The organism is Ornithobacterium rhinotracheale DSM 15997 (assembly GCF_000265465.1).
Taxonomy (GTDB): domain Bacteria; phylum Bacteroidota; class Bacteroidia; order Flavobacteriales; family Weeksellaceae; genus Ornithobacterium; species Ornithobacterium rhinotracheale.
On record NC_018016.1, the window covers coordinates 48,814 to 64,587 of the forward strand.

The window sequence follows — 15,774 nt, forward strand, 5'->3', positions numbered from 1 at the left end:
CCGTTGTGATTCACACAACGGGGTTTTTATTTTTTGATGAGATTATTTCTTTTTATCTTTCTTTTTTCTAAAGATTAAATCCCAGCCAAAGAATAAGGCTAAAATTAATCCGCCTATCCAGAGATAGCTGGTTTTATTCGGTTCATCGTTGTTTGGAATGGTAAACCAACGCTCTAAACGCCAGCCGTCTTTTGGCTCAAAATGTGCAATTTGGTTGAAGTTTGCCCAAGTAAAAAATGGTTTTCCGATGATGTGTGTTTCTGGAACAAAACCAAAGAAACGAGAATCAAACGAGTTATCGCGGTTATCGCCCATCATAAAATAATAATCCTGTGTAAAGGTATATTTTGTTGCAGGTTTGCCATCAATTGTAAGTTGATTGCCTTGCATTTTGATGTTTTTACCTTCGTAATTTTTAATCACATCGATGTAATTTCCAAGATTTTCAAGGTTTAGCTCAATGGTCATCCCTTTTTTAGGCACTTGAAGGGGACCATACCAGTCGCGGTTCCAAGGAGCTCCTTTTGGAAAAACAGCAGGATCCGCTTGCCCTTTAGGTAAAATCTCTTTCTCAATGCTTATGACATTTGGATTGTTTTTCAATTGCTGATACATTTCTTGATCTAAACCAAAGAAATGATACGCAAAACCACCTTGTACTTGCGATACAGTATAGTCAGCCTGATTTTGCAAAGCCGTAGGGTCATAGCTCAATTGGTCTAGCTGATCTTTTAATAATTTAGGACTAAATTGCGTTTTAGAAATCACATTGTACGCATATTGAACTTTAGCATCTTTTTTCGGTACAAATTTTTGATTGTTTACAAACAATTCAGAAGCTTTGATTTCAATGATATCTCCAGGTTCTCCCACGCATCGTTTTACATAGCTATCTTTTCTGTCAATTGGAGAAAATACCGAATCAATCGGGAAATTGAAAACAACAATATCGTTCTTTTTTACTTTTTGCCATCCTGGGATTCTTTCGTATGGCAATTGCAGTTTCTCCACAAACAAGTTTCTTGAAAACAAATCGGCAAACGGCACCGCCACGGGCGTAATCGGCAAGCGAGTTCCGTAGACATTCTTACTCACAAAAAGCGCATCGCCAATTTTTATAGTACTTTCCATGGAGCCCGTAGGCACAATCATAGGTTGCACAAAATAGGTGTGAATGGTAGTGGCTAAAATTACCGCAAAAAGCAATGCAGAAATCACGGTTTCTTTGCGTTTTTCTGGCCCTGTGTAGGCAGGTTTTTCTACATAATTTAAATAATAAATGTAAAATCCAAGTGTTACAATTACCAAAAGCCCATCTACAAAACTTCTTTTGCCAAAAGAACAAATAAAATCTACCCACAAAATCATAATCATAATAGGAGAGATAATCGGTAGAAAAAGAAGAATTACCCACCATTTTGGGCGTTTGATGATGTCTAAAAGTACAATCGCATTGTAAACGGGAACAGCGGCTTCCCATGCCTTTCTTCCTGCATTTTGATAAAGTTTCCAAGTGCCCAGAAAGTGAATGATTTGCACTACGATAAAAAAGATGAACCAGCCGGTCCAAGTACTAATCCACATAATAATTTGGTTTATAAAATAGTTCTCAAAAGTAATAAATTATTTTGAATAAATTTTAATCTACCCTATTTTCACAAATGAAATAAAACTTAAAATGAACCATAAGACTAGTCCTAAATAAAAAAATAGCTTAAAATTGATTTTTTCTCGGTAGCGCAACCAGCTTGTAGAGAGTAATAAGAATAAAAGAACAAGGCTAATCCAAAAAGAATCATAATTTATAATGTTCTTATTTAAATAAGTATTTTTAATCAATTCAGGCAACCAAGCTAAAAAATAAGCAAAAGCAAAAATACCATAATCTTTTTTTCTCTTAATGACTGAAAATGAAGAATATTTTATCGCAAAATGCAATAAAATGGAATAGAAAACAAGCCATAAAATATTGTAGATGAAAACTGCAATATTTGGCTTAATTAGGCTTAAAAATGAATTGTTTTCATCTATGTATTGAATGCTATTGATGAAAGAATGGAAAAATAGAAAAAGCAATATTTCTATAAAACTTAAAATATTTAAAGTAATTAAAAAATTACTCCAAAATTCGGATTTCAATTTGTCTACAAAAAAGGAGGCAACGGTAGCACCTGAAACGCCAATCATCAAAAGAATTTTAAAATTTACAAATTCAAGGTTATAAAATCCCTTAACTAAGTAAATGATTTCAATAGCAAGCGTGAGAATTGCAACAATTAGAATTACAATGTTGAAAATTTTGTTTTTGTAGACTTGAAACATGATGTGTGAGTTTTTAAATTCCTAAAACATCTTTCATCGTAAAAATTCCTTTTTTATCATAAATATATTCTGCTGCTTTTATAGCTCCCAACGCAAAACCATCTCTTGAATTAGCTGTATGTTTTAGCTCAATAGAATCTATGTCTGAAAAATATTCTACAATGTGTGTTCCAGGTACTTCTGGTTCGCGCAAAGCATAAATCGGAATGTCTTTTTTGCCTTCTTTTTTGTCCAAAGACCAATGCTCAAAACCTGTTTTTTGCATAATTTTTTCGGCGATGGTAATTGCGGTTCCGCTTGGTGCATCTTTCTTTTGCGTATGGTGAATTTCTGTAAGTTTTAAATCATACAAATCTTGATCTTTCATCAGTTGAGCCGTTTGCTGCACGATTTCAAAAAATAGATTCACGCCCAAGCTAAAATTAGAGGCATAAAGAAAAGAACCATTGTATTGCGTAACTTTTTGCTCGATTTGGTCAAGTTTCCCAAGCCAACCTGTTGTGCCACATACCGTAGGGATATTGCTACCGAGCAAAACATTTAAATTCTCAAAAGCAGCATCTGGATGCGAAAACTCAATAGCCACATCAATGTTGTGATCTCTCAACTCTGAGTGTGTGGGCGTTTTGTCGAAAATTACGGCAATTTTGTGCCCTTTTTCTTTGGCTAAACGCTCAATTGTTTTCCCCATTTTTCCGTATCCTACAATGGCTATATTCATAATTTCTTTATTTTATTGTAAAACTTAAAGCAAGTCCAGGTTTTAGCTCGTTGGTAGCTGGACTATAAATAGTTACAGGTTTTATTTTTAAATCTTTGTCTTTTCTTACTTCGTATAGGTGCGCATCCACGGTCGCGTCTAAGATGTTCACCGCATATGCCACAATAGTAAGCGCAATGGCATAATCCCGATTTCGTTTTTGGTAATCTTGCGCTTGAGCAAGTACTTCTTTGGTATAAATGCCGTGGTATCTATTTGGCTTTCCATTGATTTCTGCAATAAAAGCATCTCGGTATTCATCATACTTTTTCTGGTACCAAAGCGTAATTCCTACTCCTGTGCCAATCATTCCCCAAACAATCGGGGCTTTCCAATAGCGTTTGTTGTAAATCTGCCCTAATCCTGGCAAAACGGCTGAATAAAGAGCCGCTTTCATAGGATTTTTTTGGTAGACTTGAACGCTGTCTAGTGGCTGAGATATATAAATAGAATCCTTTGAAATTTCTTTATTTTCAATGAATTGAGCAAAAACCGAAAACATAAGAAAAAAGCCGAGTATGCTAAATTTTATTTTCATTGAAGCAGATCTTTTAGTCGTTGGAAATCGGCATCAGACGAGAAGTTTAAAATAATTTTCCCCTTTCCTTTATTATTTCGTTTGATTTCCACTTTTGTGCCCCATTTTTGGCTCCAGTCGTTCTGTGTTTTCTTAAAATCATTTGGCAAAGTGCTTTTTTCTTTAGGAGCTTCTGCCGAATCATTGTTTTTCAAACTCTTCACTAATTGCTCTGTTTGGCGCACAGATAATGCTTTTGCAATGATTTTTTCGTAGACTTCAAGTTGCTCCTCGGGTGATTCAATCCCAATAAGTGCCTTTCCGTGCCCCATAGAAATCATGCCATCTCGGATTCCTGTCTGGATAATTGGGTCTAGTTTCAATAAACGAAGATAATTGGTAATGGTAGAGCGGTTTTTCCCCACTCGTTTACTCATTTCCTCTTGAGTAAGGTTTATTTCATCAATTAAGCGTTGAAAACTCAAAGCCACTTCAATGGCATCTAAATCCTCTCGCTGAATGTTTTCTACCAAAGCCATTTCGAGCATCACTGCATCATCTGCCAAGCGCACAAAGGCTGGAATGCTCTCTAAACCTGCCAATTGCGAAGCACGATAGCGTCTTTCTCCTGAGATTAATTCAAATTTATCACCATTTTTTCTTACGGTAATGGGTTGAATTATCCCGATTTCTCTAATGGATTGTGCTAATTCTTCTAGTGCTGTTTCGTCGAAATAAGTTCTTGGCTGATTGGCATAGGGAACGATTTTATCTATGGCGATTTCTACAATATTTCCCACCAAATCTTTAGCTCCCGCATCATTGGCTGAGTTCACATTTTCATCTTGTGCCACCAATAAACTTGAAAGCCCACGCCCTAATGCTCTTTTCTTTTCTTTAGCCATAGTATAAATTGTAAAATCAATTAAATTTTATCGTTGTTATTTTTCAAAAATTCATGTGCAAGGTGCAAATAATTTTCTGCACCACGGCTTGCCGCGTCATATTTTATGATAGATTCACCAAAACTTGGTGCTTCGCTCACACGCACATTTCGCTGAATAATGGTTTCAAAAACCATATTTGGGAAGTGGCTCCTTACTTCTTCTACCACTTGGTTGGATAGTCTAAGTCTCGCATCGTACATAGTGAGCAAAAGCCCTTCGATATCGAGCGAAGGATTGTGATACTGTTGCACACGCTTGATGGTATTGAGCAATTTGCCCAAACCTTCCAATGCAAAATATTCGCACTGGATTGGGATAATTACAGAATCTGCCGCAGTAAGGGCGTTTAAAGTAATAAGCCCAAGCGATGGTGCACAATCTATAAAAATGTAATCGTATTCGTCTTTGATAGGAGCCAAAGCCTTTTGCAACATAAATTCACGCTCTTCTGTATCTACCAATTCGATTTCGGCAGCCACTAAATCCACATGCGCAGGGATTAAATCCAAATTCGGAGAATCTGTTTTTACAATTGCATCTTTGGCAGAAACCTCATGTTCAAGCACTTCATAAGTTCCCTTTTCAACATTTTCTATATCAATGCCCAAGCCCGACGAAGCGTTGGCTTGCGGATCTGCATCGATGAGAAGTGTCTTTTTTTCTAAAATTCCTACCGCTGCCGATAGATTAATGGCTGTGGTGGTTTTTCCTACACCGCCTTTTTGGTTTGCAATTGCTATAATTTTACCCATTAATTTCTGAATATTATTTAGAAATGTAAAAATACTATATTTATCAATGTTTATAGCAAAAACTGCACATTTTTTTTCAACAATTGGAGTATTTCGCTTATTTATAGTAAATTAAAGTTTAATTCTTGATTTTAAAAGTTTAAATATTTAATTTTGAGAACTATAAAAAAGATTATGAGCGTAGAAATTTACAGTTGGTTTTTAAAAACCCCGATTTTTATTTCGGTGCCATTTTTCTTTGTATTTCCTTATTTTTTGAATAAAGGAATTAAATTTTCCACACCAAATAGATTCATTCGATTTATGATTTTGGTTTTTATTTTTATTGATAAATTTCATTTAAATAATTCTTAAAAGTATCAAAAAAAACAGTAGCTTTATGGCTGAAATTATTAAACAATAAAAAAATGAAAAAAGTATTTTTAACACTTTCTTTTTTAGCAATGAGTTTAACCTTTGCGCAAGTAACGCCTGAATTCGATAAAAGATTAAAAGATAATCAATTAACTTTTGATTATCCTAAATCATTTGAAAATGTCCCTGTGATAGAAAATGCACAAATGCCGTATGATTTTGCGATTAAAATGCCGAATAAAGATTTTGAAGTTCGCTATAGAATCGTCCAAGCTCTCGAAGGTAAGAATATTACAGCTAAAGATATAGATGCATATACGCTCATTGCGGCAAGCAACATCGGTGGTGTAAATAAAGCAAACAGGATTATGACTTTGAGTTCAAATGATGTGAAAAATGAATTTAACGCAGATTTTGGTTCGGTAACTATTACAGAAGTTAAAGGTGATTTTACAAAAAATAAATACAAATATTGCTATTTAGTGACTTTGGCTAAAGATAAAGTCGCAACAGTCTATATTATGTATCTTGGCAATAATGTTCAGGAATTTAGATCATTGATGGATCCTATAATTAATTCCTTGAAATTTAAATAAAAAATATGTCAAAAGGATAATTTGCAAAGAAGACACCAAATTTAATTTAGTAATGAAAAATGAACGATTTAATTAGGAAATTTAAATTAGTATTGATTTATTATCGTGGCTTTTGGATTTTAAGTTTTATCATTACTCTTTGGTGCATGTATATGATTTATACCTATGGGTTATCTGCTGTTAGTAATGCTTTTTGGGTTAAAGTAATTTCTCTGGGATTAATCTTTTTATACCAAAGAGAATATAAATCCAGAAACATGTATTACTATTTAAATTTGGGCGTTAGCAAATCATTTATCTGGAGTTCCATTGTATCCTTAGAGTTCATTGTTTTTATTTCACTGACTATAATTATAAATTATTTGAGATGATTCACACTCTAGAAGCTGATGGGATAATGCTAGAATTTGGCGAAAGGAGAATATTGCAAAACATTTATCTTCAATGCAAGACGGGAGAAGTAGTGGGCATTCTTGGTAGAAATGGACAGGGAAAGTCGTGTTTAATGAATATTATTTATGGTAAGCTAAAACCGTTAAGTAAATCGGTGAGAATTGACAAAAAAGTATTATTGAAAGCGTATTTGCATTCAGATTTAATAACTTATTTACCGCAGTTCAACTTTATACCTGATTCGCTTAAAATTGTAGATGTATTTAAACATTTTAAATTGGATTTAAATGTATTTTTAGAAAGATTTTCTAATTTAAAATCTGAAACAAATACTCGTTTTTCAAATTTATCGGGAGGAGAGCGGAGATTGGTCGAAGTTTATGTAATAATCATAGCTCAGTCTCATTTTTCTATGTTAGATGAACCCTTTAGCCATATCTCCCCAATTTACACAGAGAAAATAATTGAGGTCATCAACGAGCAAAGGAAAAACAAAGGATTTCTAATCACAGATCATATGTATGATAAAATCATTAATAATTCAGATAAAATTTATATCCTCAATCAAGGAAGTTCTTATTTAATGAAAGAAGTTGAAGATTTAAGGAAATTTGGATATACTAAATAAGAGAGATTATGAATAAAAAATTAATTGCCAGAATATTACTAGGAATTTTATCCATTGTTTTGCTTATTGATGTCACTCAAAGAGTAAAAAACGCCGAAAAACAGAATTTTTATTACAAAGAATTAACGCAAAATCTTGAATTGACTCAACAAACTGAAGTTTCGGATGCTCAAATAGAGAAAGCACTTCAAATGATTGAGTTTGATAAAACTAAACTGCAAAAAATAAATGATGGTGGATTGTTGCCTTTCAACATTCCAATCTTGTTTGAAGTATTGCTGATATTATACTTTGTACAAAATTCTTTTTTGAATGCTAGGCTAAAGCAAAATAAAATAGATAGATTTTAGCAAAACTAATTTTAAAGTTTTTTTTTGAGGAAAATAGTCTCAGCGAGGGGCGTAATTATGCCCCTCGCTGAGACTATTCTTTTAAGCACTATTTTAATTTTCAGTCATAAAAAAAAGAGAAAACAAAATTATATAGAATTTCATTTTCTCTCTTTTGTAAAAAATATATCAAAATTTGATTTTCCAAATATTATTTATTCATAGAAACCAAAAATTCTTCGTTGCTATGAGTGAGTTCAATTTGTCTTTTTAAGAATTCCATTGCCTCTACAGGATTCATATCAGACATGATTTTGCGAAGTGCCCACATTCTTTGAGAGGTTGGCTCATCAAGCAACAAATCATCTCTACGCGTGCTCGATGAAATTAAATCAATGGCAGGGAAAATTCGTTTGTTGGCAATTCTTCTGTCTAATTGGAGCTCCATGTTTCCAGTTCCTTTAAATTCTTCAAAAATCACTTCGTCCATCTTAGAGCCTGTATCTATAAGTGCTGTGGCGATGATGGTGAGCGATCCTCCGCCTTCAATATTTCTTGCGGCTCCGAAGAATCTTTTTGGCATGTGCAACGCGTTGGCATCTACACCACCTGTCAAGATTTTGCCCGATGCTGGTGCTACGGTGTTATAGGCGCGCGCCAAACGAGTGATTGAGTCGAGCAAAATCACTACATCGTGCCCACATTCCACCAATCTTTTGGCTTTAGAGAGCACAATATTGGCAACTTTTACATGGCGTTCTGCAGGCTCGTCAAAAGTAGAAGCTACTACTTCGCCTTGCACATTGCGTTGCATATCGGTTACTTCTTCTGGACGCTCATCAATCAACAAAATGATTTGATAAATCTCTGGGTGATTGGCTGCAATGGCATTTGCAATGTCTTTCATGAGCATGGTTTTACCTGTTTTAGGCTGAGCCACGATCATACCACGCTGTCCTTTCCCGATAGGAGAGAAGAGGTCTACAATACGAGTGGAAATAGTATTGTTTTTTTCTGCAATGTGGAAACGCTCATTAGGGAAAAGTGGCGTTAAATGCTCAAAAGCTACACGATCGCGCACATATTCTGGATCGCGCCCATTGATTTCTTTTATTTTTAAAAGTGGAAAATATTTTTCGCCTTCCTTCGGTGGGCGCACTTCGCCCGTTACGGTATCTCCTGTTTTAAGACCAAATAGTTTAATCTGAGATTGAGAAACATATACATCATCTGGAGATGAGAGGTAATTGTAATCTGATGAGCGTAGGAAACCATAGCCTTCGTTCATGATTTCTAAAACACCTTCTGCATCTATTATTCCATCAAATTCAAAATTCGGATCCAAGAATTTATTTCTAGGCTTTTTGTCCTTTTGATTTTGCTGCTGATGGTTGTTTTTTTGATTTTGTTGCCCAGCATTTTGATTATTATTTTCTTCGTTATTATTCTGCTGGTTATTGTTTGGCTGATTAGCCTTTTGTTGATTGGAGTGGTTGTGCTGGTTTCGCTGATTGTTGTTGCGATTTTGCTTTTGATTTCCGCCGTTGCTTTGGTTATTGTTATTTTGATTGCGATTATTTTGCTTATTATTGCGGCGGTTGTTATTGTTTTTAGACTCGTTTTGGTCTTTATCATTATCGCTTTTAGAAACATCGTCTGGTGTGTGTGCCTGTTCTTTTTGATGAACATTTTTACGCTGTTTCTGCTCTTGCGATGCTTCATTCTGCTCGTTTTGATTCTTCTCAGAATGTTTATTTTTCTTTTGCTTATTTCTGTCAGAAGTTGATTTTTGAGCCACAGCATTAGATGCTTGTTGATCCAAAATCAGATAGATTAACTCCTGTTTTTTAAGTGGTTGAAAGCCCTTAAGCCCCATATCTTTGGCAATATCGCGAAGCTCAGCAACTTTTTTACTCGTTAATTCGTTAAGATCGAACATATTTGGTATTAATAAAATTGTATAATTTTGATTGTTTTTAGTTTTAAATCTTAAAAACGCTAAGTTTTTACGCTTTCAGATTGTTTTAGAAGTGTATTTTCCGAGTGCAATTATACGAAATATTTTAAAAATCAACCTTAAATTATTTCGTTTTTTTACATTTGCGTATTCTAGAGAGATAATAGTTATATGAAAAAGTATTTATACTTTCTTATGCTTGCAGGCAATCTTCTTTATGCTCAGGTTGATATGCCTAAGGATTCTGTGTCATCAGACGTAAAAGATGCTAAACAGAATATTCAGAAACTAAGGAATTTTATTATTCCAAGTGGTTTGTTTATTTATGGTTTTGCAGAGTTGAATAACAATAGCTTGAGAGGTGTGGATAGCTATGTCAAAGATTTTCGGACTAAAAATATCCCCAATTTTCATAATAAGATAGATGATATTGCTCAGTTTTCTCCTGCCATGGCTGCTTTTGGATTAAAAGCACTGGGAGTAGAGGGGAAAAATAATTGGAAAAAGGCTCTTGTAGTTTATGCAGGAAGCGTGATTATCACGACTTCTATCGTAACTCCCATCAAAAGTTTATCAAAAAAAACACGCCCAGATGGCTCTGCCGATAATTCATTTCCTTCGGGGCACACGGCAACTGCTTTTGCTGCTGCCGAGTTTTTACGAACAGAATACCGCGATACATCGCCCTGGATAGGGATTGCAGGCTATTCGGTAGCCACGGGAGTGGGAATTATGCGGGTTTTCAACAATAGGCATTGGCTCTCCGATGTTGTTGCAGGAGCGGGAATAGGCGTGGCTTCTACCAAGCTTTCTTATCTTTTGGTGGATAAATTTTCTGTGGACAAAAAATTAAAAAACAATTACGCTTTATTTATAAGTAAAGAAGATAAGATATTTTGTTTCAATTTGGTTTATAAATTTTAGCAAAGATTAAATTTTTAAAGAAAGTGGAGAGATTGTTGATTAAATTTTCGCTCATTCCCAGAAAACAAAGGTTAGCAAAAAAGAAAACAAGATTATCGAAGGTTTAATTTTGGCTATCGACATAGAAATTTTCTCTACGGAAGAGAAATTTTTGGATAGAAAAGAGAAAAATTTCGATACATCAAGCAAAAATTTAGACCACCTATGCAAAGTTTTGTACAGTGAACCTAAAAATTTCGATAATTCACTCAAAATTTTCGATACATCGAGTAAAATTTTTGATGAGTTATTTAAAAACTTCTCTTTTTTTTTGTAAAAATATTCATCAATTGATCTAAAGTTTTGATGATTTTTTAAAATGGACTATTAGCGGGAAAAAAGATATTTAAAAGAAGAAATAATCTATGATTCATAAAATATTATTCATAATATGAATTTTAATCTTAATTTTGTTTTGGATTAAAAAATACAACTATGGATACCGAAATTTTAGCAAGGATTCAATTTGCATTCACCATTGCATTTCACTACATCTATCCGCCGCTCAGCATTGGTCTTGGGCTTATGATGGTAATCTACGAAAGCCAATACATTAGAACCAAAAAGAAAGAGTATGAAATACTTGCCAAATTCTGGACAAAGATTTTTGCACTTACTTTTGGGCTCGGCGTAGCGACAGGAATCGTGATGGAGTTTGAATTTGGAACCAACTGGGCGACTTATTCAAAATATGTGGGCGACATATTTGGTAGCGCACTCGCTGCCGAAGGGATTTTTGCTTTTGCACTAGAGAGTGGATTTTTAGGCGTTTTGCTTTTTGGGTGGAATCGCGTAAAACCCTGGGTGCATTTAGTTTCCACCATTGGAGTGTTCTTTGGCTCCATGTTTTCTGCCATTTGGATTGTGGTGGCAAATAGCTGGCAGCAAACGCCTGCAGGCTACAAAATCGTGGGCGAGGGTATGGAAGCTCGCGCCGAGATTACCGATTTCTGGGCAATGGTTTTCAATCCGTCTTCGGTAGATAGAATCATCCATGTATGGCAAGGTGCATTTTTAGCTGGAGTCTTTTTGGTTTTAAGTGTACATGCATATTATTTGGTTAAAAACCGTTATGTAGAAATTTCTAAATTAGCTTTCAAATATGCCTTAGTTGTAGCAACAATCGTGAGCCTTTCTCAATTGCTTTCTGGGCATGCTACTGCCGATGGTGTTTCCAAAAATCAGCCAGAAAAATTAGCAGCACTCGAGGGACATTATGCCGCAGATGCTAAAGCTAATTTGTACATCATGGGCTGGGTAAATCAGAAAACACAAGAAGTTACTGGGCTCTATATTCCTGGCGGGTTGTCCTTTTTGACGCACCATGATTTCGATGCACCTGTAAGGGGATTAAATGGTTTTCCGCAAGATGAAATCCCGACACAGATCAATGCAATTTTCCAATTTTATCACCTCATGGTAGCCATTGGAATATTTTTAATTTTGTTGTGCGTGTACGCATCAATCCAGCTGTATAGAGGCAAATTATTTCAGAAAAAATGGCTTTTAAGAATTTTTGTTTTCAGTGTGATTTTACCACAAATCGCCAATCAAGTAGGTTGGTTTGCAGCCGAAATGGGACGCCAGCCATGGGTAGTTTATAAACTTTTACGCACGAGCGATGCCTTGAGCAAAGCCGTGAGTGCCAATCAAATTATGTTCTCACTAGTATTATTTACTCTGGTTTATTTATTGCTTTTGTGCCTATTTTTCTACATGCTTACCAAGAAAATCATGCACGGACCATACGATGAAAGCGAGGACGAAAAAAGACCACAACAAGAGGAAATTTCTCATTTCTTTGATTCGAAATAAATTACAGATTTCATGAAAGTGCAAAAAATGATATTTTTTGCACTTTTTTATTTTGTAGAACTTGTTTAATTAAAAGCAAATCAAAATTTAATATTTTCAGCTATAAGTAGCGAACACTTGAAAAGATTATTTAAAACTTTGTAACTTAACTCGTGGATTTCTCTGAGAATTTAATTAAATTTGTGCAGTTGAAGTAATTAATTAAAAAACACTAAATAAATCCATATTTTCAAAAGAATTTCTTACGATGAATTATAAAAGATATTTTCTCATTTCAGTTGCCAGTGTACTCATGCTTTCGTGCCAACAAAACCAAAAAAAACAAGACGAAATCAAAGTTGTAGCGCAAGAATCACCGATTGAAAAGATTTCTAAGAAATTGATAAACACTACCGATGATTTAGAGAAAATAGAATTAAATAAAGAATTAATCGCTGAAGAATTAAAAACAATGTCTGGAGTTCAGGCAGATTCTTTGTACTTAGATTCAAAGAAAAAGTTTGCAACTTTATTGCAAAATTTAATTCAAAGCAAGAAAGGATATTTGGAAAATTACTACGAATACCATCATAACGCAGAGGGGCAGGAAATTCCGCCACCATCGCCCATCGAGAAAACTGAAGAAGAAATGGCGCGTGTGGGCATCGAAACTTATCGCATGAACGATGGAAAATACAATATTCGCTATGACAAAGATTTTATGTCTAATATCTTTAGCGATTATCTCTCGCCTCAGTTTAAAAATTATTTAGCACTGCAAAACAAAACCCAAGACGAAATTGTATATATCGAGGGAGATCTGGCAACGCCATGGGAACAATTAGGCGAATTAATTGCCGATTATGAGCGTTATATGAATGATTACAAGGGCACTATATGGGCAAAAAAAGCAATCAAAGATTATTTAGCCCTGCAACAAATATATCTTTTAGGAACGGAAAATTGCCCAATCATCACGGGAGATGGTGATTTTGTAGAAAATGTGCAAGAAGAATTTGACAGATTTTCAAAATTTTATCCGCAAAGCCCTACCACCAAGCTCATTAAAAAATTAGAAAAGAATAAAAAAGACAGCCAAAAAATGTTTGAAATCGTACAAAAATTTCAAGACAAAGAGCTACAAAAAGAAGAAAAACCTAACAAAAAATAAAATTCTCACATGGAAAAAGTAAGAGAAATTCCCGTAAAAAAAACAATAGCACTCGTAGCGCATGATCACAAAAAGGAAGAGCTTGCACAGTGGGTAGATCGTCACGAAGAGGAGCTTAAAAGGCACAATCTCGTAGCGACACAAACCACAGGAAAAGTGCTCGAGGAAAAACTGGGCGTAAAGGTGAGTCGCGTAATGAGTGGTCCACTTGGAGGCGATCAGCAATTAGGAGCCATGATTGCTGCAGGCGAAATAAATATGGTGATTTTCTTTTGGGATCCCATGGAAGCTCAGCCCCACGACAGCGATGTCAAAGCCCTTCTTAGATTAGGCGTAGTGTGGAATATCCCGATGGCGTGCTGTCCTGCCACTGCCGATTTTTTGATTAAATCCTCTTATATGCACAGCGATTACACGGCAGAAATTTCAGACTATAGTGGTTATCTAAACCGTAAAGTATAGAAAAATATTAAAAAATCGAATTTTTACTAAACGCTCCAATGTGGGAGCGTTTCTCTTTTGTTGAAAAATAACCAAAAAATGTATTTTTATGGCTTAAAAATTGAGGAATAAAGTCTAGATTAAAAAAAATATCAAAAAAAAACGATTTTTATGAAATTAGATGTATTAGCCACAGGTCCGCACCCAGACGATGTAGAACTAGGTTGTGGCGGAACCCTTGCCAAGATGGCAAAACAGGGATATAAAGTAGGTATTCTCGACCTTACACAAGGAGAATTAGGAACGCGTGGAAGCAGAGAAATCCGAATGGAAGAGGCAAAAAAGGCGGGCGAAATTTTAGGCATTTCGGCAAGAGAAAATTTAAAAATGAAAGACGGATTTTTTGTAAACGATACCGAACATCAATTAAAAATCATAGAAATCATTCGTAAGTATCAGCCAGAAATTGTAATCACTTCGGCACCAAACGATCGCCATATCGATCATGCGCGTGCACACGAATTGGTGAAGAATGCGGCTTTTCTTTCAGGATTAAAGAAAATTGAAACAGGGCAGGAGCCATGGCGACCAAAACATATATTTAGCTACATTCAGTGGCAACCACTCACACCAGATTTCATTGTGGATATTACGGGATTTTTAGACCAAAAGATTCAATCTTGTTTGGCGTATAAATCACAGTTTCATGATCCAAATTCTACAGAACCAGAAACAGCCATTTCAAACAAAAACTTTACCGAAAGTATTGAATACAGAGCCAAGGACATGGGACGCATCATCTGGAAAGACGCAGGCGAAGGTTTCATAAAAAATGATAATCTAGGCGTGGATAATCTTATGGCGTTTTTGTAATTAAAAGTCTTGATAATTTGAAATTTAATCTCTCAAATGATTTTTTTTGTGAAAATTATTTACTTTTTTTTGTGTTTGAAAATTATATTGGCATAAATTTTGAAAATTAAATCTATTAAATTTAATAAATGTTAAAATTTTAATCATGAAAAAAATATTTTTGATGCTCACGGTGATTTTGTCAAATGCAATGTTTGCACAAGATGATTTGTTTAATAATATTTTCCCTGAAAAATCATTCGATTACGCTAGTTTGATTAGTTCAAAAACTTTTGAGGGCATAGATAACGAAGGGTATAAAAAAGTAGTAGAGCGTGGTGCTATTTTGGGAGCTGTTGGCGACAATTACACCCGCTGGCAATTGGATTTCACTTCTGTGAAAAAAGATTCCCAAAATCCTTATATTTATAATGTTACGGGAAATACAAAAATCGGAAACGGAAATTTTGTTCCTTTTACTGGGACTTTCGAATTAATAGAATCAAAAGTTTATAAAAAACCGAAAAGCAAAAATTTTGTTATTGATGGGATAAAGGGGAAGGCTAAATTCAAAGTACATTTAGACATGGATAAAAAAGCGAAAAACGCAGGTTCTTTTGATGGGGAGTTTACATCAAAATATATTTTGACTAATGATAATCATTTGCTATATGATGGAATGGGCTTTGTATCAGATAGTTTTAATAATAATTATTTTACAGGACATTTTACCGATTACAAAACTAAGAAACAAATTCCTGCTAATTTCGGAGATTATAGAATCCCTAATAGCGGTGATCTAGATATAGGCGTGGCAGAGTTTAGTCCCAATGAAAAGTACCTTAAAAATGGCTGGGAAAATTATAATCAATAAGAATAACCAAATTTAAAAAATGCAGGAAATTAATTTCTTGCATTTTTTTGCATTCTATTTCAGCATTTAAACAGAAAACTTAAATTTATTTTTAACCAAAAATTTTATAGCAATTATAAAAAAT

16 protein-coding genes are annotated in these 15,774 nt (G+C 34.6%); 9 read left to right on the top strand and 7 right to left on the bottom strand.

The features are described 5' to 3' along the window. Window positions 1–42 precede the first annotated feature (42 nt). From lepB to ORNRH_RS00245, 6 genes are read right to left on the bottom strand one after another with little or no spacing between them, the layout of a single operon-like run. Window positions 43–1,584: a signal peptidase I gene (lepB, locus tag ORNRH_RS00220; protein WP_014789906.1), complete on the bottom strand. Its 1,542-nt coding sequence runs from the start codon at window positions 1,582–1,584 to the stop codon at window positions 43–45. Window positions 1,585–1,644: 60 nt separating this feature from the next. Continuing rightward, window positions 1,645–2,322 (bottom strand): hypothetical protein, encoded by a 678-nt coding sequence (locus ORNRH_RS00225; RefSeq protein WP_014789907.1) that lies wholly within the window; start codon window positions 2,320–2,322, stop codon window positions 1,645–1,647. A 13-nt stretch (window positions 2,323–2,335) separates the two neighbouring features. Beyond that, window positions 2,336–3,043 (bottom strand): 4-hydroxy-tetrahydrodipicolinate reductase, encoded by a 708-nt coding sequence (dapB, locus tag ORNRH_RS00230; protein ID WP_014789908.1) that lies wholly within the window; start codon window positions 3,041–3,043, stop codon window positions 2,336–2,338. A 7-nt stretch (window positions 3,044–3,050) separates the two neighbouring features. After that, window positions 3,051–3,620, bottom strand: a complete 570-nt coding sequence (locus tag ORNRH_RS00235; RefSeq protein ID WP_014789909.1) for a DUF5683 domain-containing protein — start codon at window positions 3,618–3,620, stop codon at window positions 3,051–3,053. After that, complete coding sequence (locus ORNRH_RS00240; protein ID WP_014789910.1) at window positions 3,617–4,504, bottom strand: ParB/RepB/Spo0J family partition protein; 888 nt, start codon at window positions 4,502–4,504, stop codon at window positions 3,617–3,619. Before ORNRH_RS00240 ends, ORNRH_RS00235 begins: the two co-directional genes overlap by 4 nt. Window positions 4,505–4,524: 20 nt before the next feature. Beyond that, entirely contained in the window at window positions 4,525–5,298 is a 774-nt protein-coding gene (locus ORNRH_RS00245) for a ParA family protein (RefSeq protein WP_014789911.1), read from the bottom strand. A 407-nt stretch (window positions 5,299–5,705) separates the two neighbouring features. On the opposite strand from ORNRH_RS00245, the gene ORNRH_RS00255 reads away from it, so the two are divergent. The 3 genes from ORNRH_RS00255 (at window position 5,706) to ORNRH_RS00270 (ending at window position 7,619) form a co-directional block, all read left to right on the top strand. Next, on the top strand, window positions 5,706–6,248 hold the full coding sequence (locus ORNRH_RS00255; protein WP_014789913.1) for a hypothetical protein: 543 nt from the start codon (window positions 5,706–5,708) through the stop codon (window positions 6,246–6,248). 367 nt (window positions 6,249–6,615) lie between these two features. Further along, window positions 6,616–7,269 carry an ATP-binding cassette domain-containing protein gene (locus ORNRH_RS00265; RefSeq protein WP_014789915.1) on the top strand — a complete coding sequence of 218 codons (654 nt, stop codon included), beginning with the start codon at window positions 6,616–6,618 and terminating at the stop codon, window positions 7,267–7,269. An 8-nt stretch (window positions 7,270–7,277) separates the two neighbouring features. Next, the gene (locus ORNRH_RS00270; protein ID WP_014789916.1) at window positions 7,278–7,619 is read left to right on the top strand and encodes a hypothetical protein; all 342 of its coding nucleotides are present in this window, start codon (window positions 7,278–7,280) and stop codon (window positions 7,617–7,619) included. A 190-nt stretch (window positions 7,620–7,809) separates the two neighbouring features. On the opposite strand, the gene rho is transcribed toward ORNRH_RS00270, so the two are convergent. Next, window positions 7,810–9,537, bottom strand: a complete 1,728-nt coding sequence (gene rho, locus ORNRH_RS00275) for a transcription termination factor Rho (protein WP_014789917.1) — start codon at window positions 9,535–9,537, stop codon at window positions 7,810–7,812. 189 nt (window positions 9,538–9,726) lie between these two features. Here rho and ORNRH_RS00280 point away from each other — a divergent pair, with 189 nt between their 5' ends. The 6 genes from ORNRH_RS00280 (at window position 9,727) to ORNRH_RS11460 (ending at window position 15,650) form a co-directional block, all read left to right on the top strand. Further along, window positions 9,727–10,479, top strand: coding sequence for a phosphatase PAP2 family protein (locus ORNRH_RS00280; RefSeq protein WP_014789918.1), 753 nt, complete (start codon window positions 9,727–9,729; stop codon window positions 10,477–10,479). A 474-nt stretch (window positions 10,480–10,953) separates the two neighbouring features. After that, window positions 10,954–12,333, top strand: coding sequence for a cytochrome ubiquinol oxidase subunit I (locus ORNRH_RS00290; protein ID WP_014789919.1), 1,380 nt, complete (start codon window positions 10,954–10,956; stop codon window positions 12,331–12,333). A gap of 247 nt (window positions 12,334–12,580) precedes the next feature. After that, complete coding sequence (locus tag ORNRH_RS00295; protein ID WP_014789920.1) at window positions 12,581–13,483, top strand: hypothetical protein; 903 nt, start codon at window positions 12,581–12,583, stop codon at window positions 13,481–13,483. A gap of 9 nt (window positions 13,484–13,492) precedes the next feature. Continuing rightward, complete coding sequence (locus ORNRH_RS00300) at window positions 13,493–13,945, top strand: methylglyoxal synthase (protein WP_014789921.1); 453 nt, start codon at window positions 13,493–13,495, stop codon at window positions 13,943–13,945. Between the two features lie 150 nt (window positions 13,946–14,095). Then, window positions 14,096–14,797, top strand: coding sequence for a bacillithiol biosynthesis deacetylase BshB1 (bshB1, locus tag ORNRH_RS00305; protein WP_014789922.1), 702 nt, complete (start codon window positions 14,096–14,098; stop codon window positions 14,795–14,797). 145 nt (window positions 14,798–14,942) lie between these two features. Next, window positions 14,943–15,650 carry a hypothetical protein gene (locus ORNRH_RS11460; protein ID WP_014789923.1) on the top strand — a complete coding sequence of 236 codons (708 nt, stop codon included), beginning with the start codon at window positions 14,943–14,945 and terminating at the stop codon, window positions 15,648–15,650. Window positions 15,651–15,774 lie beyond the last annotated feature (124 nt).